Here is a 22378-nt window from a genome sequence, read left to right on the forward strand (position 1 = left end):
GGTTTGTCATCAGTCTGACGGCACAATATCTGTGCCGTTTTTATTATCAATTTGCTTCATTGAGCTTTTTCAGACTTTCATCCGCTCGGCGAGCTTCGCCTTTATGTTTCTGTTTATTTAATTGTGTTTCTAATTTAGTTTCAACTTCGTTGATCGCTTTGTATAGATCTGCATCTTGTGATTTTGCAAAAAGATCACCAACAGGTGTACCAATAGAGGCTTCAACCTCATAGCCATTCGGCAGTTTATGAATAATAAAATGTGGATTGATAAGCTGAGTTTGCCATTTGTTTAATTTTGCTAAACGCTCCTCAATGTGACTACGGATTGCAGGGGTAACTTCCATTTGTTTGCTTGAAATATTGATTGTCATAGCATTTTCCTCTTTTGGTTTTGACCATCATTGGTCATTGATGATGTATTCAAATTATGCCTTTCCTACTGAAATTTCAACTGGTAAACCCAACAAAAATGCAAAAATTTGATCTACTTAACACTTTTTGAGGCTTTTCGACTATAATTCAGCCTAACTTGAAGAAAGTAAAATGATTTACTCTATTGAGAACAAAGAATGACAGAAAAAAACTTACCTCCATTCCAATCCGAATTTTTAAAGCCTAAGTATTGGGGACTGTGGCTCGCGTTAGGCATATTCCGACTTATCTTATGTTTACCTTATTCTTGTTTGGTGATATTAGGGAAATCGCTAGGCAAACTTTTTGTCAAACTTAAATTTGGTCAGCGTAGAATGGCGATTGCCAAACGAAACCTAGCACTCTGCTTTCCGCATTATTCTGAATCTGAAATTGAACATATTTTACGAGAGAATCAAGATTCAATCGGAATGGCGATTATTGAAACAGGAATGGCTTGGTTTTGGTCGGATAAGCGAATTTTGAAATGGTCAAAGATTGAAGGATTAGAGCATCTTAACAATCAGCCAGCAGAGGCTGGGATTTTATTGGTTGGTGTGCATTTTCTGACCCTTGAATTAGGGGCTAGGATTGTAGGGCTACACCATCAAGGTATTGGCGTTTATCGTCCGAATGACAATCCATTATTAGATTGGATTCAATTTCGTGGCAGAGTGCGTTCAAATAAAGCGATGTTAGACCGTAAAGATCTACGCGGAATGATAAAAGCCTTAAAAGCGGGAGAAACAATTTGGTATGCGCCAGATCACGATTACGGTCGTAAAAATAGTGTTTTTGTCCCTTTCTTTGCCGTTCAAGAAACTTGTACAACTGCAGGTTCTCGAATGTTGTTGCGTTCAGCTCCAAATAGCGTAGTTGTGCCATTTACACCAATGAGGAATGCTGATTTTTCAGGTTATACGGTAAAAATTAGCCCTGCAGTTGATTTTAGCCAATGTGAAAATGATATTGATACCGCAACGAAAATGAATCAATTAGTCGAAAAAGAAATTTTAAAAGCACAGAGCCAGTATATGTGGCTTCATCGCCGTTTTAAAACTCGCCCAAATGAGAGCGATCCAAGTTTGTATTATTAGTTATATATCACAAATTATTTTGTATAGTATATGTTTACAGGTCTAATGATATTGATGTATAGTTTAACTATACAAAGAGGATAGTATGATTGTTTCATTTAAGCATAAAGGGTTAGAGCAATTTTTCTTAACTGGTTCAACAGCAGGAATTCAGGCTAAACATTCAACAAAATTGAATATATTACTGACAGCATTGGATGCTGCCGAAAATGTGCAATCAATGGCTGTGCCTAGTTGGAATTTGCACCAATTACAAGGGAACTTAGAAGGGCATTGGTCTGTAAAAGTAAATGCTAATTGGCGATTAACGTTTAAATTTGAAAATGGTCGTGCTGAGATCGTGGATTACCAAGACTATCATTAAGGAGTTTCATATGAAAATGTATAATCCAGCTCACCCAGGTAAGGTGTTAAGAGAGTATATTGATGGATATAGTGTTACTGAAATTGCAGCTAAACTAGGGGTTACTCGTGTTGCTCTTTCTCGCATATTAAATGCAAAAGCTGCTATTACGCCAGAAATGGCTATGCGTTTGTATGAGTTATTACCAAATACGACACCTCAATTTTGGTTAAATATGCAAGCTAATTATGATACTTGGCAATGGGAGCAACGCCCCCGTTTTGGTATTGAACCATTATTTAGCTAATCACGTTGATAAGCGGTAACATCTACAGAGTAATTTGTAAAATAAGGATAACAAATGAACAAAACAAAAATCGTCCTTGCTACAAGCAATCAAGGCAAGGTTAAAGAGATGGCAGATGTATTGGGGCAATTTGGCTTTGAAGTTGTTGCTCAAAGTGAATTTGGAATAGAAAGCCCAGAAGAAACAGGGCTAACCTTTGTAGAAAATGCACTTATTAAAGCACGTTATGCAGCAAAACTAACAGGTTTACCAGCCATTGCTGATGATTCAGGATTAGCTGTTGATGCTCTTGGGGGCAAACCAGGGTTATATTCTGCTCGTTATGCTGGCGTTGATAGCGATGATGTGGCAAATCGCCAAAAATTACTCACTGAAATGGCGAGTATCACCGATGAAAAACGTGGTGCAAAATTTGTGAGTTGCATTGTTTTTTTACAACACGAAACCGATCCAACGCCTAAAATTGCACTTGGCGAATGTTTTGGACAAATTTTGCGTGAAGAAAAAGGCACAAATGGCTTTGGTTATGATCCTTTATTTTATTACCCACCGAAAAATTGTACTTTTGCAGAATTAGAAACTGACGAGAAAAAACAGATTTCTCACCGAGCAATCGCATTAAAATCATTGCAGCAACAACTTAATCAGAAGGTATGATTTGTTAATGTTGCAAAAAAATTCACAAATCGAACCGCTTTTCTGGCAGAAAAAATCCTTGATGGAAATGAATGATGCGGAGTGGGAAGCATTGTGTGACGGCTGTGGCAAGTGTTGCTACCGCAAGTATATTCAAGGAAGGGGCAAGCGAGAGCGATTATATTACACTTCAGTTGCTTGTAATTTATTAAACGTAGAAACAGGGAAGTGCAACAATTATCCTGAACGTTTTACCCTTGAACAAGACTGCACTAAACTTACCAAAAAAAATCTTCCCCAGTTTGGTTGGTTGCCCCAAACTTGTGCTTATCGTTTACTTTATGAAGGTAAGCCTTTATTTGATTGGCATCCGCTTATTTCAAACGATCCAAATTCTGTAAGCCGAGCGAATGTTTTAATCAAAAATGGTATTCACGAGAAAGATGTGATTGATTGGTTTGAATTTGTGATTGATGAGCATTGATTTTTAATAAATTTCATCGCTGTGTGAAACTTTTTCATTTTACTGTCAATGCAACCTTATCTAATATAAAAATATCACATCACTAGAAGGAGAAAAAAATGAAAATCGCATTAGTTACAGGGGCAACAGCTGGATTTGGCTCAGCTATTTGCAAAACATTGATTTCAGCTGGTTATAAAGTTATTGGTACAGGCAGACGAGCAGAACGTTTATCTGCATTACAGGCAGAGCTTGGGGAGCATTTTTTACCTTTAGCGTTTGATGTAAGCGACCTTCAGCAGACCGAACAAGCATTAAATAACCGTCCAGATGAATGGAAAAATGTGGATTTGCTCGTTAATAATGCAGGCTTAGCATTAGGGCTTGAACCTGCTCACCAAGCAGAGTTGAGCGATTGGTACCAAATGATCGATACAAATATCAAAGGATTAGTCAGTGTAACTCGCTTAATTTTACCTGAAATGGTGGCTCGTAATAGTGGGCATATTATCAATTTAGGATCGATAGCAGGTAATTATCCTTATCCAGGTGGTAATGTATATGGTGGAACAAAAGCTTTTGTCAAACAGTTCAGCCTTAATTTGCGTGCCGATTTAGCAGGAACTGCAATTAGAGTAAGTAATGTTGAACCAGGGCTATGTGGTGGAACAGAATTTTCTAATGTACGCTTTAAAGGTGATGATGAAAAAGCAGCTAAACTTTATGAAAACGTGCAGTATGTTTCCCCTGAAGATATTGCGAATATCGTGTTATGGCTAAACCAACAACCGCCACACGTTAATATCAATCGTATTGAAGTAATGCCAACAGCACAAACTTTTTCACCATTAGCGGTGCATCGAGGATAGAAAATAGCAAAGCGTAGGAAGAGATATATCCTACGCTGTATCTGTTATGCGAATAGATGTCTATGAGCAAGCAATTGATCTCTGGTCAAACTAAACACCCCTAGCCCACCATTTTTAAATTCTAACCAGTTAAATGGCACGCTTGGGAATTGTTCAATTAAATGAACCATACTATTGCCGACTTCACAAACCAGCACACCATCGTGAGAAAGGTAATCTGCGGCTTGAGCAAGAATACGGCGAGTGATATCCAAACCATCTTTTCCAGAACCTAATGCCATTTCAGGTTCGTGATGGAATTCTTCAGGCATATCGGCAAGATCTTCCTCATCAACATAAGGCGGATTTGTTACAATTAAATCATAGTGATTGCGTGGTAATTCAGTAAAGAGATCTGATTGTAGTGGGAACACTTTATGGGCAACTTGATGACGTTCAATGTTAATTTCTGCTACGTTTAGTGCATCTACTGAGAGATCGACTGCATCAATTTCTGCATTAGGGAAACGTTCTGCACAAGCAATTGCAATGCAACCACTTCCTGTACATAAATCTAAAATGCGTTGTGGTTGTGTGCGTAAAATGCCTGTTAGCCCTTGTTGGATCAGCTCAGCAATCGGCGAACGAGGAATAATTACACGCTCATCAACATAAAATTCTAACCCTGAGAACCAAGCAGAATTGGTTAAATAGGCAACAGGTTTGCGTAAACCTAAGCGGGCTTTTACCATTTCAACAATACGATTTTTTTCTACATAGGTTAAGCGAGAGGCGTATAAAGTTTCGGGTACATCAATTGGCAAGGCTAATGCACTCAGGACTAATTGATTTGCCTCGTCCCACGCATTATCGTGTCCGTGCCCGTAATAGAGATCGGACGCGTTAAAATAACTGTACGCCCAACGCATCATATCTACAATGGTTTCAAGGTCATTTTCTACTGGGGAAGAGTCGATCTCGGCTAATAAATCGAGGTTATAATGTGGTTCAAACATAAAACTTACCTATTTATCTAAAATTTGCAGTGTTATACCATATTTCCGTTTATGTTAGAATGGCGAGAGCAATTTTAAGAGGAAGAATAATGCAAGAAGATGATTTATCTCTGTTTAGAGAAGCGATAAAAGGTACAAAGAAGATAAAACAAGATACTTTTGTGCCAACTGTTCAACCACGCAAAAAAGTGAGTGAAATAAGAGAGTTAAAAGAGCAAGCGGATACATTATTTTATTTTTCAGATGAATATGAACCACTTTTAACGGAAGAGAATGAAAAAGTACGTTATCGTCGTGAAGATATTGACCCTTATATTTTAAAACAACTTCGTCGTGGAGATTTCTCACCCGAGCTTTTTTTAGACCTACACGGACTAACTCGGGAGCAAGCGAAAAAAGAATTAGCCAGTTTAATTTTAGCTTGTGAGAAAGAACGTGTTTACTGTGCAAGTATTATGACAGGCTATGGCACAAGAGCCTTAAAATATCAAATCCCACGTTGGTTAGTACAACACCCCAAAGTGATTGCGTTACATCAAGCACCAAGAGAGTGGGGCGGTGATGCAGCGATTTTAATTTTGATTGAACAAACAGATCGTGATTTAACAATGCGATAGGTTAATTGCATTAACAAGCGGTGAGTTATCTATAAAATATTGCAAATTTTTAGGGATAACTCACCGCTTATTATTTTATTCCTTATTCAACAGGAAAATTCCCTTATTATTTAGATGAATATAATGTTCGCTCTGTTGCTCTTGATAGTGTTCAGGGTTGAGATTGATTAAAATCTCTTTCCCTTGCCATTGTGCAATGATTTCCCAATAAGATCCCATATAAATAGAGTGTTTGATTTCACAGCGTTGGTTCTCATCACCATAGGAAAGTAGCTGAATAGCTTCAGGACGAATTCCAACTAAACAATCCCCATTTGCGACATTAAAGCGTTCAGCATTTTGTAAAGTAAAACTAAAATTGCCAATATGAATGGCATCGTCTTGTCGTTTACCTTCTAGAATAGTCGATTCTCCCATAAAATTTGCCAAAAAGAGTGAATTGGGTTGTAAGTAAAGCATTTTTGCCGAATCTTTCTGTTTAATAACCCCTTTATCCATTACGATAACTTCATCTGAAACAGCAAAGGCTTCTGTCTGATCGTGAGTAACATAAAGTGATGTAATGTTTAGGCGTTGTTGCAATTCTCGAATTTTTTCACGCATAGAACGGCGTAAATTAGCATCAAGATTACTTAATGGTTCATCAAAAAGTAGCACTTTAGGCTTGAGGATTAACGCACGAGCCAGAGCAACACGTTGCTGTTGCCCACCAGAGATTTGATCGACATAGCGATCTTCAAAACCTGCTAAATCAACCAATTCTAAGGCTTCTTTAACTCGCTGTTGGCGTTCTTCTTTTGGTACGCCTTGCATTTTTAAACCATAGCCGACATTATCACCAATCGACATATGCGGAAAGAGTGCATAAGATTGGAATACAATACAGATATCACGTTGTTGAATCGAGTTGTGGGTAACATCTTCGCCATCAATAAAAATTTGCCCTGATGTTGGGTTTTCTAAACCTGCAACCAAACGTAGAACGGTGGTTTTGCCACAGCCAGAAGGCCCAAGCAATGTAACCATTGTGCCTTTTTTAATCGTGAGGTTAAGGTTATTGATTACCGTTGCTTTACCAAAAGATTTGGTGACATTTTTGAGTACTAAAAAATCGTTTTGTTGTTCCATTTTTCTATCCTTAATTCATTTTTTTCGCTTTTGAACGAGCAATGCGAGTATCGCCAACAATCCAGTCAAATAAGAAAATAATTGCCATCATTACCACAATTAAGATCGAACCATAAGCAATCGCTACTCCATATTCACCATCTTCTACACGATTTAAAATATAAGAGGTTGCAACTCGAGTATCCGCAGTAACAAGGAAAACGATCGCACTCACCGTTGTCATTGCTCTCACAAAACTGGTGACTAATGCAGAAAGTAATGCTGGTTTGAGTAGCGGTAATACAATAAAGAAGATGGTTTTAAATGAGCCAGCTTTGAGAGAGAGTGAGGCTTCATCTAGAGATTTATCTAGCTGCCCTAATCCTGCAATCGCAGCCCGCATTCCCACTGGCATATTACGCATTACCATTGAAAGTACGATGATCATTCCAGTGCCAGTTAAGTAAATTGGGGCATCATTAAAGGCGAGAATATAAGAGACCCCAGCCACAGTGCCAGGGACGGCAAAGCAGAGTAGCGTTAAAAACTCAAGGGTTTTCTTACCTTTAAATTCTCGGCGAACGGTAATATAAGCAATCAATAAACCGAATAATGCAGTAATTGGGGCGGCACTTGCAGCAAATATAACCGTTTGAATGAGAGAAGGCCAAGCACCATCGCTAAATCCTTGTCCAAATAGATTGATATAGTTGTTAAGTGTAAGGGTGTAATCTACACCCCAATTCACTGTAAAACTACCGTAAAAAATACTACCGTATAGCACAACATTAAAGAGTACCCAAAATGCTAAACTGCAAATAATCACCCCTTTCATACCGCTTGGGAGTTCTTGAACATCGCCACGATAGGATTTACCCGATACGGTAACGTAAGAACGGTTGCCAATCCATAAGTATTGAATAACAAAAATGGCTAATGAAAATACTAATAAGATAGTACCTAAGGTACTGGCGGAAGCGTAGTCAAGTTGCGAACCTGCAATATAGAAATAAATTTGTGTCGCAATAACATCAAAACTACCGCCTAGGACTAATGGCGTACTGAAATCTGCAAGAGATTGAATCACAACCACTAAAAAAGAGTTAGCTAATGCAGGTTTTAAAAGTGGGAAAATAATATGTGCAAAGGCTTGGTAACGATTAGAACGTAATGTATAAGCCGCTTCTTCTACAGACGGATGAATAGACTTTAATGCACCTTCTAAAATCATAAATGACATTGGCGTTAAAGCGAGCGTATGAGCAATCACAATCCCCGTAAAGCCATATAGCCAGTTGTTGCTAAAGCCTAAATAATCCACCAGAAATTCAGTGACATAACCTGAACGCCCAAGCATCAATGTAACGCCTAATCCAACAACAAATGGCGGTGTTACAATCGGTAAGATCGAAAAGATTTTACCGATAAAAGCGGTGCGTTTGGCAATGCGAGTAGTATAAAGTGCAAAAGCCAAACCAAAAAGTGTAGAAAGAACTCCAACAGTTGCAGCCACACTTAGCGAGTTTGTAACGACTCGTAACACATAAGGCTGTTGTAAAATCGTCAGTACTTGGCTTGGGATAAATTCATCACCGTCATAGAACATTGAAATAAAAATTGCAATGGTTGGATAAACGATAAAGAAAAAGATCAACAAAATAATGCTAAGCAGGGTGGCAATAATAAAGCGATCACCTTGCATTATTTTTAAGTTGGCAAGTGCGTTTGTACTCAGTGCCAAGATCGCAACAATCAAAAATAAGGTGGAATATCCTAAGCTAATTTTAGCGATAATGGCGGATACAAAGATAAAAATAAAAAGTGATCCCAAAAGGAGTAATTCAATTTTACTGCGTTGAACGCTTTGTTTAAATGGCACTAAAAATGTCAATAAAGGTAAAAACCAAGCCCAAGTGAGATTGAGATTTGCCCAGCCCATTGCAGCCAGAATTTCATCTTGAGTGGAATCGAATAGACCGTAATCTAGTGCTTTAGACGGTAGGCAAATAAAGCCTATCAGCGAAAGAATGACCCAAAAGATCGGTCGAGTAAAAAAATGTTGCATAACACCTCACAAAAATCATTTTTGTACAACAGGCTTTCTATTTAGAAGATACCTTCCCTTATACAAGGGAAGGCTTAAAAAGAAAAGAGAAAAGAAATTATTTGGCTAATTTTACTTCATTAACCCATTTCTCAATTAAGCGTTTACGCTCATCGGAAGAACCGTATTTTTCGAAATCATAGTCAATCAATTTCAATTCTTTCGGATTAAGTGAATAAGGCGAGGCTTCTGCGGTGGTGTTAGTTAGCACTTGGAATGCTTCCCCTTTTTGCCAAGAAAGCTCTTGAGCTTCTTTTGATAATGCCCAATCAACAAATAGTTTGGCGTTATCCACGTTTCTTGCACCTTTTAAGATGCTCACACCACCTAATTCATAGCCAGTGCCTTCGTTTGGTACGATAAGCTCTAATGGAGCACCATTTTTCTTCTCTACCGAGTAGTCGTGTAAGAATCCAATACCGATAGCAGTTTCACCTCTTGCCGTATTGCGAGATGGCGTAATGCCCGATTTGGTATACTGAGAAATGTTTTTATGTAATTTTTTGAAATAATCAAAGGCTTTTTCTTCGCCCCACAGTTGTACAAAAGTGGCAATCGCTGTATAGGCTGTGCCAGAGCTTTGTGGGTCAGCAATTTGGATTTCTCCGGCTAAACGGGGATCAAGCAGATCTTCCCAAGAACTCGGTGCTTTTTCTAAACCGAGTTTTTTAATACGGTCGGTATTTACTCCAAATCCGAGAATGCCCATATAAATTGCTGACGTATAATTACCTTTTACTTTGGCTGGATCTCTAAATTTTTCAATAATCTGTTCTAAATTAGGCGATTGATAAGGTTGAAGTAGCCCCATTTCCCCTGCTTGAGATTGCGGATCGAATGTTCCGCCATACCATACATCGGCTTGTGGATTATTTTTTTCTGCTTCTACTTTTGCTAGCGTACTGCCAGAACCGTTGCGAATAAAAGATACTTTAACATCGTGTTTTTTAGCAAAGGCTTGGGTTTCTTGTTCACACATTAAATTTGTCGCACTACAATAAACAACTAAGCGACCCGCTGCATTTGCTGTTGAAGAGAGTGTTGCACCGAATAAAAGTGCGGATAAAGTCAGTGTTAGGGTTTTTAATTTCATTCGATAATCCTTTTGATTGAAAAAAGTTATTTTCACTATACCTAACTTATTGAAAATAAACTGTGAGATATTTCACATTTACGAAAAATAATAGACAAGCGGTAAGATATGCAAAAAGATTTGCTAATCTAATCGCTTTATTGCTCGTTGGCTTTTGGGTAGAATAGCGAGCAATTTTATTTAAAGAGAACCGTTATGAGTATCCGAATTCTTCCTGACACAGAAATTAAGCAAGCCGCTAGTTCTTTTCATAGCCCAGCGTTACTTTTTGCAAATCCTAAAAACTTATATCAACGCCGAGCAAAAAGATTACGTCAGCTGGCGGAAGATAACCCTTTTGGCGATTATTTATTATTTGTGGCAAACATTATTGATGCTCAATTATCTTTACTTGAGAATTTGCCAATTGCCAATGTTTCACAAGAACTGACCGCTTCTTTGGCTCAAAATCAAGGACAAAAACCGTTAAATGCGAAGTTTTTTAAGCGTTCGATAGAGTGGCAACATATTTTGCTTGCTTTGATTGAAATTTTAAAGCCACAAACAGAAGGCACTATTCAAGCTACATTAGAATGGCTAGAAAAAGCCTCTATTTCAGAATTAGATAGCTTGGCTGATCATCTTCTTAATGAACGTTATGAAGAAGTTGGGGCTGATAAAGCGGTGTTTTTGTGGGCTGCATTGTCGCTCTATTGGGTGCAATTAGCACAACAGCTACCACGCAATGTACAAACAGAATACGGTGAAGCACGACACACTTGCCCTGTATGTGATTCTGCACCCGTAGCCAGTGTTATCCATTTTGGTGATACGCAGGGGCTACGCTATTTACATTGCTCTTTATGTGAGAGTGAATGGAATATGGTGAGAATTAAATGTAGTAACTGTGAGCAAACAGGAAAATTAGAATACTGGAGTTTAGATAGCCAAGAAGCTGCAGTAAAAGCTGAAAGCTGTGGTGATTGTGAAAGTTATCTCAAAGCAATGTATCAAGAGAAAGACCCACATACAGAGCCTGTTGCTGATGATCTCGCAACACTCTTTTTAGATGCTGAGATGGAACAAAAAGGTTTAGCAAGAAGTGGGATCAACCCATTTTTGTTTCAGGTTGAATAACATTCACTAAATAAGCGGTGAGTTTGCGATAATTTTTTACAAATTGAGCGTAACTCACCTTATTTTGCAATTTAATCTTTAAAATCATTCCCTACTAATCATTTTCCCCAACTCCCTATTTTTCTGCTATAATCTCGCCTAATTTTCGGTATTTTGCCGAGCCAGTTTTTAGATGAATGGGAATGAAAATGTCTGAACAAAATCAATCAAATAGCTATGATTCTTCCAGTATTAAAGTGTTGCGTGGGCTTGATGCGGTGCGTAAACGTCCAGGGATGTATATTGGAGATACCGATGATGGTACAGGTTTACACCATATGGTGTTTGAGGTCGTGGATAATGCGATTGATGAAGCATTAGCAGGGCATTGCCAAGATATTATCGTTACGATTCATTCAGATAATTCTGTTTCTGTTCAAGATGATGGGCGTGGTATCCCCGTTGGTATCCACCCAGAAGAAGGCGTATCTGCGGCAGAAGTGATTATGACTGTATTACACGCAGGTGGTAAATTTGATGATAACTCTTATAAAGTATCGGGTGGTTTACACGGTGTTGGGGTATCTGTTGTAAATGCCCTTTCTTCAAAATTACAATTAACGATTCGTCGTGAAGGACACGTTCACGAGCAATTTTATAGCTTGGGCGAACCCGATGCTCCGTTATCTATTATTGGGGAAACCGAAAAAACAGGTACAACGGTTCGTTTTTGGCCAAGCTATGATATTTTCAAAAATAAAACAGATTTTGAGTACGCTATCTTATCTAAGCGTTTGCGTGAGCTCTCATTTTTAAACTCAGGTGTATCAATTAAGTTGATTGATGAACGAGATGATAAATTTGAGCATTTTCATTACGATGGCGGTATTAAAGCCTATGTTGAGTACTTAAACGAAGGAAAAACGCCTATTCACCCAACACCATTTTATCTTTCTACGGAAAAAGATGGTATTGGTGTTGAAATCTCAATGCAATGGAATGATAGTTTTAATGAAAATGTCTATTGCTTTACGAATAACATTCCACAACGTGATGGCGGTACGCATTTAGCTGGATTTCGTGGTGCATTAACTCGAGCATTGAAAAACTATATGGATTCTAGCGGTAAATTGAAAAAAGCAGATGCAAATATAGATGCATCAGGCGATGATGCTCGTGAAGGGTTGGTTGCGGTGATTTCGGTTAAAGTGCCTGATCCTAAATTTTCATCACAAACAAAAGATAAACTAGTTTCATCAGAAGTTCGCCCTGCCGTTGAAAGCTCAATGAATGAAGCATTACAGGAATATCTCTTAGAAAACCCGAATGATGCACAAAATATTGTGACTAAAATTATTGATGCAGCAAGAGCAAGAGAAGCAGCTCGTAAAGCACGAGAAATGACTCGTCGTAAAGGTGCATTAGATTTAGGTGGATTACCAGGTAAATTAGCGGATTGCCAAGAGAAAGATCCTGCATTGTCTGAGCTATACTTAGTGGAGGGGGATTCTGCGGGCGGTTCAGCAAAACAAGGGCGTGATCGAAAAAATCAAGCGATTTTACCGTTGAAAGGGAAAATCTTAAACGTAGAAAAAGCACGTTTTGACAAAATGCTCTCTTCTCAAGAAGTCGCGACCTTAATTACAGCACTTGGGGCAGGAATTGGACGTGATGAATATAATATTGAAAAGCTACGTTATCATAAAATCATTATTATGACCGATGCAGATGTCGATGGTGCACATATTCGTACATTATTATTAACGTTCTTCTACCGCCAAATGCCAGAATTGATTGAACGTGGTTATATTTATATTGCTCAGCCACCGCTGTATAAAGTGAAAAAAGGTAAGCAAGAAAAATATATTCAAGATAATGATGAGATGATGCAATACGAGCTTGCAATTTCATTAGATGGTGCAGCGTTATATGTGAGCGATACTGCACCTGCATTGAGTGGTTTAGCGTTAGAAAATCTGATTTCAGAATATAATGGCGTACAAAAACTTTTTGAACGCTTGGTTCGCCGTTATCCAAATGCCATTTTAAATGAGCTAATTTATCAACCTGCGTTATCAAAAGAGTTGGTAAAAAATGAGGCAGAAGTCACCGCTTGGAATAATCGTTTAGTTGAAAAATTAGTGTCGAAAGAAACTGGCGGAAGTAGCTATCAAGCAGAAGTATTCTTTAACCAAGAACGTCATATTTATGAACCGCAAATTATTGTAACGACACACGGTATTGATACAACATATCGTTTTGATTTTAACTTCATTACAAGCAATGAATATGGGCGTATTACCAAACTGGGTGAACAGCTTATCGGCTTGTTAGAGCCAACAGCGTATGTAATGCGTGGTGAGCGTAAACAAGCGATCAGCAGTTTCGCTGAAGCAATTGATTGGTTGGTAAAAGAATCTCGTAAAGGTTTAACGATTCAACGTTATAAAGGATTAGGAGAGATGAACCCAGAACAGTTATGGGAAACAACAATGGATCCAGTAGTGCGTAAAATGTTACAAGTTACTATTACTGATGCGATTGCTGCCGATAAACTATTTACCACCCTAATGGGCGATGAAGTTGAGCCACGTCGTGATTTCATCGAAAGTAACGCACTTTATGCGAATTTGGATATTTAACAAAGAAACTTTAATTGATTCATATGAATATTCAATGAAATCGAAATTTATGTGTAAATAATGAAAAATTTTATAAACCTAGCCCAATGCTAGGTTTTTTTATTGGTGTAATGGACAAAATAGTTGCTGATTTACCCATTACACCCATTTTTGATATCTAAAATATGTTATGAATCATTCAATCCATAATGGCAGTTGAATTTTAATTCGCAATCCGCCTAGAGGGCTTTTTTCAGCATTAACAGAACCTTTATGTTGCTGAATAGCGTTGTATACAATAGCTAGACCTAATCCAGTTCCCCCAGTTTGTCTGGCTCTGTCTTCTTCTACTCGATAGAATGGGCGAAAAATTTCTTCATATTGATGCTCAGGTACACCTGTACCATCATCATCAATGATAATCACCAAATCATTTTTTTCGATATAAATAATTACTTTGATGCAGTTTGTTGCATATTTTTTAGCATTACGAACGACATTTTCAACTGCACTAGATAAGGTTGCAATATTTCCATTGATATGGAATCGTTCAGGATGTGGAACCCTTACACTAACCAAAAAATCAAGATTATGTTGCTCTAATTCAAATTTAGCATCAGCAAAAATATCTTCCCAAATTTTATTAATTGTGAAAATTTCCCTGCGGAGATGTAAATCAACTTGTTGGCGAGAAAGTGATAGTAAATCGTGAATCATTGTATCTAATTTCTGTATTTCATTTTCGATACGAGTAAGTTCATTAGATTCACCATTACGGCGGCGAATGAGTGAAACTGCTAATTGCATACGCGTTAAAGGTGTTTTTAACTCGTGAGAAATATCAGAAAGTAGTCGTTGTTGATAGCTAGTCAATTTTTGCAGGGATAGAATCATTCTATTGAAACTTTTTCCTACTTGTCGTAATTCAATAATTCCTTCAGTTTCCAGTTTGGGATCTATCATTAAATTTCCTATTGCAACAGCATCGGCTGACATCCTTAGTGCTTTTACTGGCCTCGCTATTCGCAATGAAAGTCCAATCAATAAAGGGGTAAAAATAGCAAACAGAATAAGTAAAATTAGAATAGGGGAATCAAAAATAGCATTGATCACTTCTGTTTGTGGATCGACTTGATCAATGAAGTATTGATAATATTTTTTATCTTCAGAACTAACTAGAAATGGACCATAAATCTCAATTGTTCCAAAACGGCGTTGTAATGGCTCAAGAGGGTTATTAGCTTTAAAGATAAAGGCTCTTAATGTGTTTAGGTATTTTTTATTTACACCAACAATCGTATTAGTTTCTTGCTCAAAAAGAATTATATCAAACCCATTTGAGGTAACTGTTTTAAGGTTTCTATCAACAATTTCATCTAAATTATACTCTAATTGAGTATTTTGGCTTTCTTGATAAAAAAATCGTAGTTCTCGTTCTTTTATCGTATTAAAAATACGAGCATCAAATTTAGGCAAGGCTAAAGCAACGCTTAAAACTAATACGATCATTAAAGCAAAATAGGCAAAGATTTGAAACGCTAAATAATTACGTAGTGTTTTAAATTTATTCCATAAGTAAGCCATATCTAATTCCTAAATAAGTAAAAAAATCCCCCGTACAGGGGGATAATCAATTATTTGTCAGTTACAAGCAAATAGCCTCTACCTCGTAGGGTCTTAAACCAAGGTAAATTGTCATTACGTTCAGGTAACTTCTTACGCAAATTAGAAATGTGCATATCAATCGCTCTATCGTAAGGAGTCAAGCGTTTACCTAGAATCTCAATACTCAGTAATTCACGAGAAAGAATTTGCCCTGGATGACGCATTAAAATTTGTAATAATGCAAATTCAGTACCTGTTAAGTCTAAGTCTTTACCTTCAAAGATTGCTTGCTGACGACCTGGATGTAATTCAACGCCTCCAAAATTTAATAATTTGCGATCGTTTTCCTCATCATCAATAATGTCAACAACATTATTTTCTTTTATTACTTTAGTTCTACGTAAAATAGCTTTAATACGAGCAATAAGTTCGCGATCATTAAAAGGTTTTGGTAAATAATCATCAGCACCTAATTCTAAACCCAATACTCTGTCAATATCATCATCTCTTGCACTGAGCATTAGTACGGGTAAATCATATTTTTGACGAACTTGCTTTAAGGTCTCAATACCATTAAGTACAGGCATCATTACATCAAGTAGAACCAAATCATAATGCTGTATTTCAAGTTCTTTTAGAGCTTCTTGACCATTATGCACAACCAGAATGTCAAATCCTTCCAATGATAATAATTCAGCTAAAAGCTCGGTTAATTCAATATCATCATCAACAAGTAAAATTTTAGGCATAGACGATTTCCCATTTCAATTATAACAATTCATTACGCTATTTTAGCATTTCTTGACATTTTAGCCATTAAAGTTACTACTTTAACTAAATTTGTCAATTTATTCCATTGTTTTTATGTGATGCCAGATTAAATCTAACTCAGCAAGAGAGCATTCTTCAAGGCTTTTCCCTTGTTCTTTCACGTTTCTTTCAACCAGTTTAAAACGATTTTCAAACTTTACATTTGCATTACGCAAGCAAGTTTCGGCATCAATTTTATGGTGGCGACAAAGATTTACACTAGCAAAGAGTAAGTCCCCTAATTCCTCCGATAATTTATCTGGTTGAATTGAGTTAGCATTTAATTCCTCACGCACTTCTTCTAATTCTTCTTCTACTTTTGCCAAGACATCTTGTGGATTATCCCAATCAAAACCCACTTTCGCACAACGTTTTTGCAATTTAGTGGCACGAGTTAAAGCAGGTAAAGCAAAAGGCAAGTCATCTAAAATAGATTGTTGCTGTTTAGCTGCTTTTTCTTTAGCTTTCTGGGCTTCCCAATTTTGTAAGGCTTCTTCACTATTGTTAGCTGATTTATCCCCAAAAACGTGTGGGTGGCGATATATCAATTTTTCGTGAATGTCGCTTAGTACATCTTGAAAGGTAAAAGTGCCTTCTTCCTTTGCTAATTGACTAAAAAATACCACTTGGAGTAATAAATCGCCTAATTCTTCACGTAAAGCGGTACGATCTTTAGTGTGTATTGCTTCTGCAACTTCGTAGGTTTCTTCAAGTAAACAAGGAACCATTGAATCAAAAGTTTGCTTAATATCCCAAGGGCAGCCTGTTTGTGGATCTCGTAGTTTTTCAACAACCTCTAAAAATTGTTCAATGCTTACCATTTTATTCTCCCAAAATAATTATACTTTTATGTTACAATCTTTACATTTTAAAACATAATGCCTAAGGATTCACTATGGATTTAGCTTATCTTCAAAAAATGCCACAAGCAGAATTTACACAACGTCGTCAACGAGTGTTTGAACAAATGCAAGATAATTCTGCATTGATTGTCTTTACCGAAACCGAAAAACGCCGCAATAGCGATTGCGATTATTTATTCCGTCCAGATAGCTATTTTTGGTATCTCACAGGCTTTATTGAACCTAAATCGGCGTTATTGTTAGTGAAAAAAGCAGGGCAGTGTGAAAGCACCATTTTTCTACGTAAAAAAGATCCACTAATGGAAACTTGGAACGGTCGCCGCTTAGGCATTGAGTTAGCCCCTGCTACGCTAGAAGTTAATCAAGCCCACGATATTGAAGAAATTCAAGACATACTTGCAAAAAAAATGGCAGATCTAACCGCTTGTTATTATGCTCGTGGTGTTCAAGAGTGGGGAGATGGTCTTGTATTTGCTAGTTTAGATGCTATCAAAGCCAAACGCCAAAAATACCCAACCACCTTAATTGATTGGCAACCAATGCTATCTGAAATGCGTCTGTTTAAATCAGAAAATGAGTTGGCTTTATTGCAACAGGCTTGCCATATTTCTGCTCTTGCTCACGTTCGAGCAATGAAACAAACTCGTCCAAATCGCTATGAAATGGAAATAGAGGGTGAAATTCAATATGAGTTTTCACGTTTTGGAGCACGTTTTGCTTCTTATAATCAAATTGTTGCTGGCGGGGATAATGCTTGTATTCTGCACTACAATGAAAATGATCAAGTACTTCAAGATGGTGATTTATTGCTCATTGATTCGGGTGCAGAATTTGCAATGTATGCTGGTGATATTACCCGCACTTTTCCTATTAACGGAAAGTTTAGCCAAGCTCAACGTGAAGTGTATGAAATTGTCTTAGAAGCAATGAAAGAAGCTGCAAAATTGCTTGTGCCACAAGGTTCTATTTATCAGGCTAATGAGAAAGCTGTTCGCATAATGACAGAAGGAATGGTTCGTTTAGGTATATTGAAAGGCGATGTTGATAAGCTAATCGAAGAAAAAGCCTATAAAGCCTATTATATGCACGGTTTAGGACATTGGCTCGGGTTAGATGTTCACGATGTTGGCGATTACGGTAATGAACGAGATCGCCCTCTCGAAATTGGAATGGTATTGACCCTTGAGCCTGGGTTATATATCCCTAAAAGTGCGGATGTACCAGAACAGTATAAAGGCATTGGTATTCGTATTGAAGATAATCTGCTTATTACCGAATATGGCAATAAAAATCTCACAAGTGGCGTGCCAAAAGAGATTGATGAGATTGAATTACTGATGGCAACAAATTAGCATTGATATAATAGTCGGTGTAATGAATTTATCCATTACACCGCTACAAAGATTATTTCTTAGTAATAGCGCCTAAAATCCCACGCATAATTTGTTTCGTAACTTGATTACGAAGATTACGTCCAACAGATTGAGCAACGCTGCCAACAACTTGTTCTGCAATAGATTGTTCGCTTTTCTTTTTCGTACCAAAAATACTACCTAAGATGCCATTTAAGAAACTATTTTCTTCTTCCTTAGCTTGTTGTTCTGCTTGCTGTTGAGCTTGAACTTGTTGGTTTAATAACTCAAAAGCAGATTCGTTATCAACAAATTGGCTATAATGAAGGTAGAGATCATCTTGTTTAACTAGAGATAGACGCTCTTGTTCTGATATTGGTTTAAGTTGGCTTTGTGGTGGGTAAATATAAGCAATTTCCACAGGTGTTGGCATACCTTTTTCATCTAAAACAGAAACTAATGCTTCTCCAACACCGAGTTGGGTAATGGCTTCCACCACATTAACTGATGGATTTGCTCGGAAAGTTTCAGCAGCAGATTTGACCGCTTTTTGATCTTTCGGTGTAAAGGCACGCAATGCGTGCTGAACACGATTACCGAGTTGTCCTAATACGGATTCTGGCAAATCTAATGGGTTTTGCGTCACAAAATAGACACCAACACCTTTAGAACGGATTAAACGCACAACTTGTTCAATTTTATCGACTAACACTTTCGGTGCTCCATCAAACATTAAATGTGCTTCGTCAAAGAATAATACAAATTTAGGTTTATCAGGATCGCCAACTTCAGGCAGTTGTTCAAAGAGCTCTGCCATAAACCACAGTAAGAATGCACCATACATTCTTGGTGAATTGATGAGTTTTTCGGAATTGAGTACGTTAATAACACCACGTCCGTCACGCGTTTGCATCCAGTCATTCAAATCTAGAGCAGGTTCACCAAATAGATTACTTGCACCTTCATTTTCCAGTGTGAGTAATGCTCTTTGAATTGCTCCAACACTTGCAGCAGAAACATTACCATATTCAACTTGGAATACTTTAGCGTTTTCCGCCACAAATTTTAGCATTGCACGAAGATCTTTGAGATCAATCAATAGTAATCCTTTGTCATCGGCAACTCGGAATACTAAGTTTAACAAACCTTCTTGGGTATCGTTTAGGTTAAGTAAACGTGCTAGTAACATAGGCCCCATTTCTGAAATAGTGGTACGTAGTGGAATACCGCTCTGACCAAAAACATCCCAAAAAGAAACAGGGAAACCGTTTAAGTAATTTTCACCACCGAGTTGGAATTGTTCAATACGTTCTGCAATTTTTCCTTGGAAACTGCCCGCTTGTACTAAACCTGAGAGATCGCCTTTTACATCAACAAGAAAGACAGGAACGCCTGCATTACTGAAAGATTCTGCTAATTTGCGTAAGGTAACGGTTTTACCTGTTCCTGTTGCTCCTGCAATTAAGCCGTGGCGGTTTGCCATTTTGGCAACGAGCGATAACTCTTTGCCTTCTTTAGATTGAGCGATTGGGTAATTCATTATTTTCCTTTACGATAAGTTGAATGTGATTTAGTTTTTTCTCTAGTAGGTTTTGGCAATGCGAGTAAAGCTTCTTTATCGTATTGGCTAACAGGAATACGATGTCCGATATATTCTTCAATCGCAGGTAAATTCATCGCATAGCGTTCGCAAGCAAAACTAATTGAAGAACCACTTTCCCCAGCACGACCAGTACGCCCGATACGATGTACATAATCTTCACGATCATCAGGTAAATCATAATTGAATACGTGGGTAACATCAGAAATATGTAAGCCTCTTGCAGCCACATCTGTTGCGACTAAAATATCTAAATCGCCTTGGGTAAAACTATCAAGCAGTGCAAGGCGTTTTTTCTGTGGAATATCACCTGTCAATAAGCCAACACGATGCCCATCTGCATTTAAGTAGCTCCAAATTTCTTCACATTTATGTTTAGTATTGGCAAACACGATACAACGTTCTGGCCATTCTTCTTCCATCAATGTCAGTAAGAGAGCCATTTTATCTTCATTAGAAGGGTAAAATAGTTCTTCTTTAATGCGATGACCTGTGCGTTGAAGTGGCTCAATTTCTACATATTCAGCATTGTGCATATCTTCAAAGGCTAATTCTCTTACACGATGAGATAATGTCGCAGAAAAGAGCATTGTCAGGCGATTTTCAGGGGACGGGCATTTTCGCATTAGATAGCGAATATCTTTGATAAACCCAAGATCAAACATACGATCTGCTTCATCTAGCACCACAACTTGTACATAATTCAGATCGATAATACCTTGCTTGACATAATCAATAACACGCCCAGTCGTACCAACTAAAATATCAACACCTTTTTCAATTGCTTGAATTTGTTTATCGTAACCATCGCCACCATAAGCAAGAGCAAGTTTAAATTCAGTATGGCTGACAAGAATTTCTGCATCTGATGCAATTTGAACCGCTAATTCGCGTGTAGGAGCTAAAATCAATGCTCGTGGTTGATTCGGTTTTGTTGGAATATATTGAGAAAGCAAGTGATGAAATGTCGCCACAAGAAATGCAAGAGTTTTTCCTGTCCCTGTTTGTGCTTGTCCTGCAATATCTTGCCCTGCTAATGTATAAGGTAAGGTTTTGGCTTGAATTGGCGTACAAAATTCAAAGCCTTTATCATCAAGTGCTGCGAGCACGCGATCGTGAATAGGGAAATCAATAAAGCGTGTTTCTGTGAGATGTTTAGACATCATATTCTCCCGTTGTGATAAGCGGGTAGATGGATAGAGAATTTTGCAAAAATTTTCACTAAACTCACCGCTTAAAAACACCTATTTTAAGGATAAAAAATTTCTGAGAAGATACCATAAATGCGTTAATTTTAGTAGAATCTTTAATAATTTCTCTCACAATTTCAATAATCAGGAGTTTTTATGACTGCAAATACACAACCAAATCTGAAAAATCGTCATTTTTTACGTTTAATGGATTTTACACCAGACGAAATTCGCTATTTACTTGAACTTGCCGCAAAACTGAAAGCAGATAAAAAATCAGGAACAGAAATACAGACATTAAAAGGCAAAAATATTGCGTTAATTTTTGAAAAAAGCTCAACTCGTACTCGTTGTGCTTTTGAAGTCGGGGCGTTTGATCAGGGAGCAAACGTGAGTTATATCGGGCCAAGTGGATCACAAATTGGGCATAAAGAATCAATGAAAGATACGGCTCGTGTATTAGGTCGAATGTATGATGGTATTCAATATCGTGGTTATGGGCAGGAATTAGTACAAACATTAGCGGATTATTCAGGTGTACCTGTGTGGAACGGTTTAACCGATGAGTTTCACCCAACTCAAATTTTAGCAGACTTTTTAACAATGCAAGAGCATTCAACCAAACCGCTAAATCAGATTAAACTCGCTTATTTAGGCGATGCTCGCAACAATATGGGAAACTCGTTTGTAGAAGGGGCTGCATTGATGGGAGTTGATCTTCGTTTAGTCGCTCCAAAACAATTCTTCCCAGAACAAACGTTACTTGATGAAGTCGCAGAAATGGCCTCAAAAACAGGGGCAAAAATCACTTGTACGGAAGACGTGGCAGAAGGGGTTAAAGATGTCGATTTCGTTTATACCGATGTGTGGGTGTCAATGGGCGAGCCAGAATCAGCGTGGGAAGCTCGTATCAATCTAATGAAACCTTATCAAGTAAATAGTGAATTGATGTTAAAAACAGGTAATCCCGATGTTAAGTTCTTACATTGCCTACCAGCGTTCCACGATGATCAAACAACAGTTGGGAAAGAAATTGCTCAAAAATATGGAATGAATGGCTTAGAAGTAACCGATGAAGTTTTTGAATCCGAGGCTTCAATCGTATTTGACGAGGCGGAGAATCGTATGCATACTATCAAAGCTGTGATGGTGGCGACATTAGGCAACATTTAGTGTTAGATTTAATTATATAAGGAGA

Annotated in this window: 21 protein-coding genes; 11 read left to right on the forward strand and 10 right to left on the reverse strand. The window is 37.7% G+C overall.

What is annotated here, in order from left to right:
- Positions 1-46: 46 nt before the first annotated feature.
- On the reverse strand, positions 47-373 hold the full coding sequence (gene hpf / locus A1D25_RS07040; protein ID WP_157394988.1) for a ribosome hibernation-promoting factor, HPF/YfiA family: 327 nt from the start codon (positions 371-373) through the stop codon (positions 47-49).
- Positions 374-571: 198 nt separating this feature from the next.
- Between hpf and A1D25_RS07045 the strand changes: the two genes are divergently transcribed.
- The 6 genes from A1D25_RS07045 (at position 572) to A1D25_RS07070 (ending at position 4128) form a co-directional block, all read left to right on the forward strand.
- Positions 572-1510, forward strand: a complete 939-nt coding sequence (locus tag A1D25_RS07045; RefSeq protein ID WP_157394989.1) for a Kdo(2)-lipid IV(A) acyltransferase — start codon at positions 572-574, stop codon at positions 1508-1510.
- 85 nt (positions 1511-1595) lie between these two features.
- Entirely contained in the window at positions 1596-1874 is a 279-nt protein-coding gene (locus A1D25_RS07050; RefSeq protein ID WP_157394990.1) for a type II toxin-antitoxin system RelE/ParE family toxin, read from the forward strand.
- 16 nt (positions 1875-1890) lie between these two features.
- Positions 1891-2160 (forward strand): HigA family addiction module antitoxin, encoded by a 270-nt coding sequence (locus A1D25_RS07055; protein ID WP_157395013.1) that lies wholly within the window; start codon positions 1891-1893, stop codon positions 2158-2160.
- A 54-nt stretch (positions 2161-2214) separates the two neighbouring features.
- Positions 2215-2817 (forward strand): RdgB/HAM1 family non-canonical purine NTP pyrophosphatase, encoded by a 603-nt coding sequence (rdgB, locus tag A1D25_RS07060; RefSeq protein ID WP_157394991.1) that lies wholly within the window; start codon positions 2215-2217, stop codon positions 2815-2817.
- A 7-nt stretch (positions 2818-2824) separates the two neighbouring features.
- The gene (locus A1D25_RS07065; RefSeq protein WP_157394992.1) at positions 2825-3280 is read left to right on the forward strand and encodes a YcgN family cysteine cluster protein; all 456 of its coding nucleotides are present in this window, start codon (positions 2825-2827) and stop codon (positions 3278-3280) included.
- Positions 3281-3378: 98 nt separating this feature from the next.
- Positions 3379-4128, forward strand: a complete 750-nt coding sequence (locus A1D25_RS07070; RefSeq protein ID WP_157394993.1) for an SDR family oxidoreductase — start codon at positions 3379-3381, stop codon at positions 4126-4128.
- Positions 4129-4172: 44 nt separating this feature from the next.
- On the opposite strand, the gene prmB is transcribed toward A1D25_RS07070, so the two are convergent.
- Positions 4173-5123 carry a 50S ribosomal protein L3 N(5)-glutamine methyltransferase gene (gene prmB, locus A1D25_RS07075; RefSeq protein ID WP_157394994.1) on the reverse strand — a complete coding sequence of 317 codons (951 nt, stop codon included), beginning with the start codon at positions 5121-5123 and terminating at the stop codon, positions 4173-4175.
- Positions 5124-5212: 89 nt separating this feature from the next.
- Between prmB and smrB the strand changes: the two genes are divergently transcribed.
- A complete protein-coding gene (smrB, locus tag A1D25_RS07080) occupies positions 5213-5740 on the forward strand; it encodes an endonuclease SmrB (protein WP_420825110.1) in 528 nt (175 codons plus the stop codon).
- Between the two features lie 75 nt (positions 5741-5815).
- On the opposite strand, the gene fbpC is transcribed toward smrB, so the two are convergent.
- The 3 genes from fbpC to A1D25_RS07095 all read right to left on the reverse strand — a co-directional run bounded on the left by fbpC (position 5816) and on the right by A1D25_RS07095 (position 10044).
- A complete protein-coding gene (gene fbpC, locus A1D25_RS07085; RefSeq protein WP_157394995.1) occupies positions 5816-6868 on the reverse strand; it encodes a ferric ABC transporter ATP-binding protein in 1053 nt (350 codons plus the stop codon).
- A 10-nt stretch (positions 6869-6878) separates the two neighbouring features.
- On the reverse strand, positions 6879-8912 hold the full coding sequence (locus A1D25_RS07090; protein WP_157394996.1) for an ABC transporter permease: 2034 nt from the start codon (positions 8910-8912) through the stop codon (positions 6879-6881).
- 97 nt (positions 8913-9009) lie between these two features.
- Complete coding sequence (locus A1D25_RS07095) at positions 9010-10044, reverse strand: ABC transporter substrate-binding protein (protein ID WP_157394997.1); 1035 nt, start codon at positions 10042-10044, stop codon at positions 9010-9012.
- A gap of 195 nt (positions 10045-10239) precedes the next feature.
- Between A1D25_RS07095 and fdhE the strand changes: the two genes are divergently transcribed.
- Positions 10240-11160 (forward strand): formate dehydrogenase accessory protein FdhE, encoded by a 921-nt coding sequence (gene fdhE, locus A1D25_RS07100; protein WP_157394998.1) that lies wholly within the window; start codon positions 10240-10242, stop codon positions 11158-11160.
- Between the two features lie 188 nt (positions 11161-11348).
- The gene (gyrB, locus tag A1D25_RS07105) at positions 11349-13781 is read left to right on the forward strand and encodes a DNA topoisomerase (ATP-hydrolyzing) subunit B (RefSeq protein ID WP_157394999.1); all 2433 of its coding nucleotides are present in this window, start codon (positions 11349-11351) and stop codon (positions 13779-13781) included.
- Positions 13782-13955: 174 nt separating this feature from the next.
- Here the strand turns inward: gyrB and cpxA are convergent, their stop codons facing one another.
- The 3 genes from cpxA to mazG all read right to left on the reverse strand — a co-directional run bounded on the left by cpxA (position 13956) and on the right by mazG (position 16996).
- Complete coding sequence (cpxA, locus tag A1D25_RS07110) at positions 13956-15344, reverse strand: envelope stress sensor histidine kinase CpxA (protein ID WP_157395000.1); 1389 nt, start codon at positions 15342-15344, stop codon at positions 13956-13958.
- A gap of 50 nt (positions 15345-15394) precedes the next feature.
- On the reverse strand, positions 15395-16114 hold the full coding sequence (locus A1D25_RS07115) for a response regulator (protein WP_157395001.1): 720 nt from the start codon (positions 16112-16114) through the stop codon (positions 15395-15397).
- Between the two features lie 99 nt (positions 16115-16213).
- Positions 16214-16996 (reverse strand): nucleoside triphosphate pyrophosphohydrolase, encoded by a 783-nt coding sequence (mazG, locus tag A1D25_RS07120; protein WP_157395002.1) that lies wholly within the window; start codon positions 16994-16996, stop codon positions 16214-16216.
- A 74-nt stretch (positions 16997-17070) separates the two neighbouring features.
- Here mazG and pepP point away from each other — a divergent pair, with 74 nt between their 5' ends.
- The gene (gene pepP / locus A1D25_RS07125) at positions 17071-18390 is read left to right on the forward strand and encodes a Xaa-Pro aminopeptidase (RefSeq protein ID WP_157395003.1); all 1320 of its coding nucleotides are present in this window, start codon (positions 17071-17073) and stop codon (positions 18388-18390) included.
- Between the two features lie 52 nt (positions 18391-18442).
- On the opposite strand, the gene A1D25_RS07130 is transcribed toward pepP, so the two are convergent.
- Both A1D25_RS07130 and rhlB read right to left on the reverse strand, forming a co-directional pair.
- Positions 18443-19930: a helicase HerA-like C-terminal domain-containing protein gene (locus A1D25_RS07130; RefSeq protein WP_205420592.1), complete on the reverse strand. Its 1488-nt coding sequence runs from the start codon at positions 19928-19930 to the stop codon at positions 18443-18445.
- Positions 19930-21153 (reverse strand): ATP-dependent RNA helicase RhlB, encoded by a 1224-nt coding sequence (rhlB, locus tag A1D25_RS07135; protein WP_157395004.1) that lies wholly within the window; start codon positions 21151-21153, stop codon positions 19930-19932. The genes A1D25_RS07130 and rhlB overlap by 1 nt, the downstream gene beginning before the upstream one ends.
- Positions 21154-21336: 183 nt before the next feature.
- Between rhlB and argF the strand changes: the two genes are divergently transcribed.
- The gene (argF, locus tag A1D25_RS07140) at positions 21337-22353 is read left to right on the forward strand and encodes an ornithine carbamoyltransferase (protein WP_157395005.1); all 1017 of its coding nucleotides are present in this window, start codon (positions 21337-21339) and stop codon (positions 22351-22353) included.
- The last annotated feature ends 25 nt before the right edge of the window (positions 22354-22378 follow it).

Source organism: Ursidibacter arcticus (genome assembly GCF_009761375.1).
In the GTDB taxonomy this organism is placed as follows: Bacteria; Pseudomonadota; Gammaproteobacteria; order Enterobacterales; family Pasteurellaceae; genus Ursidibacter; species Ursidibacter arcticus.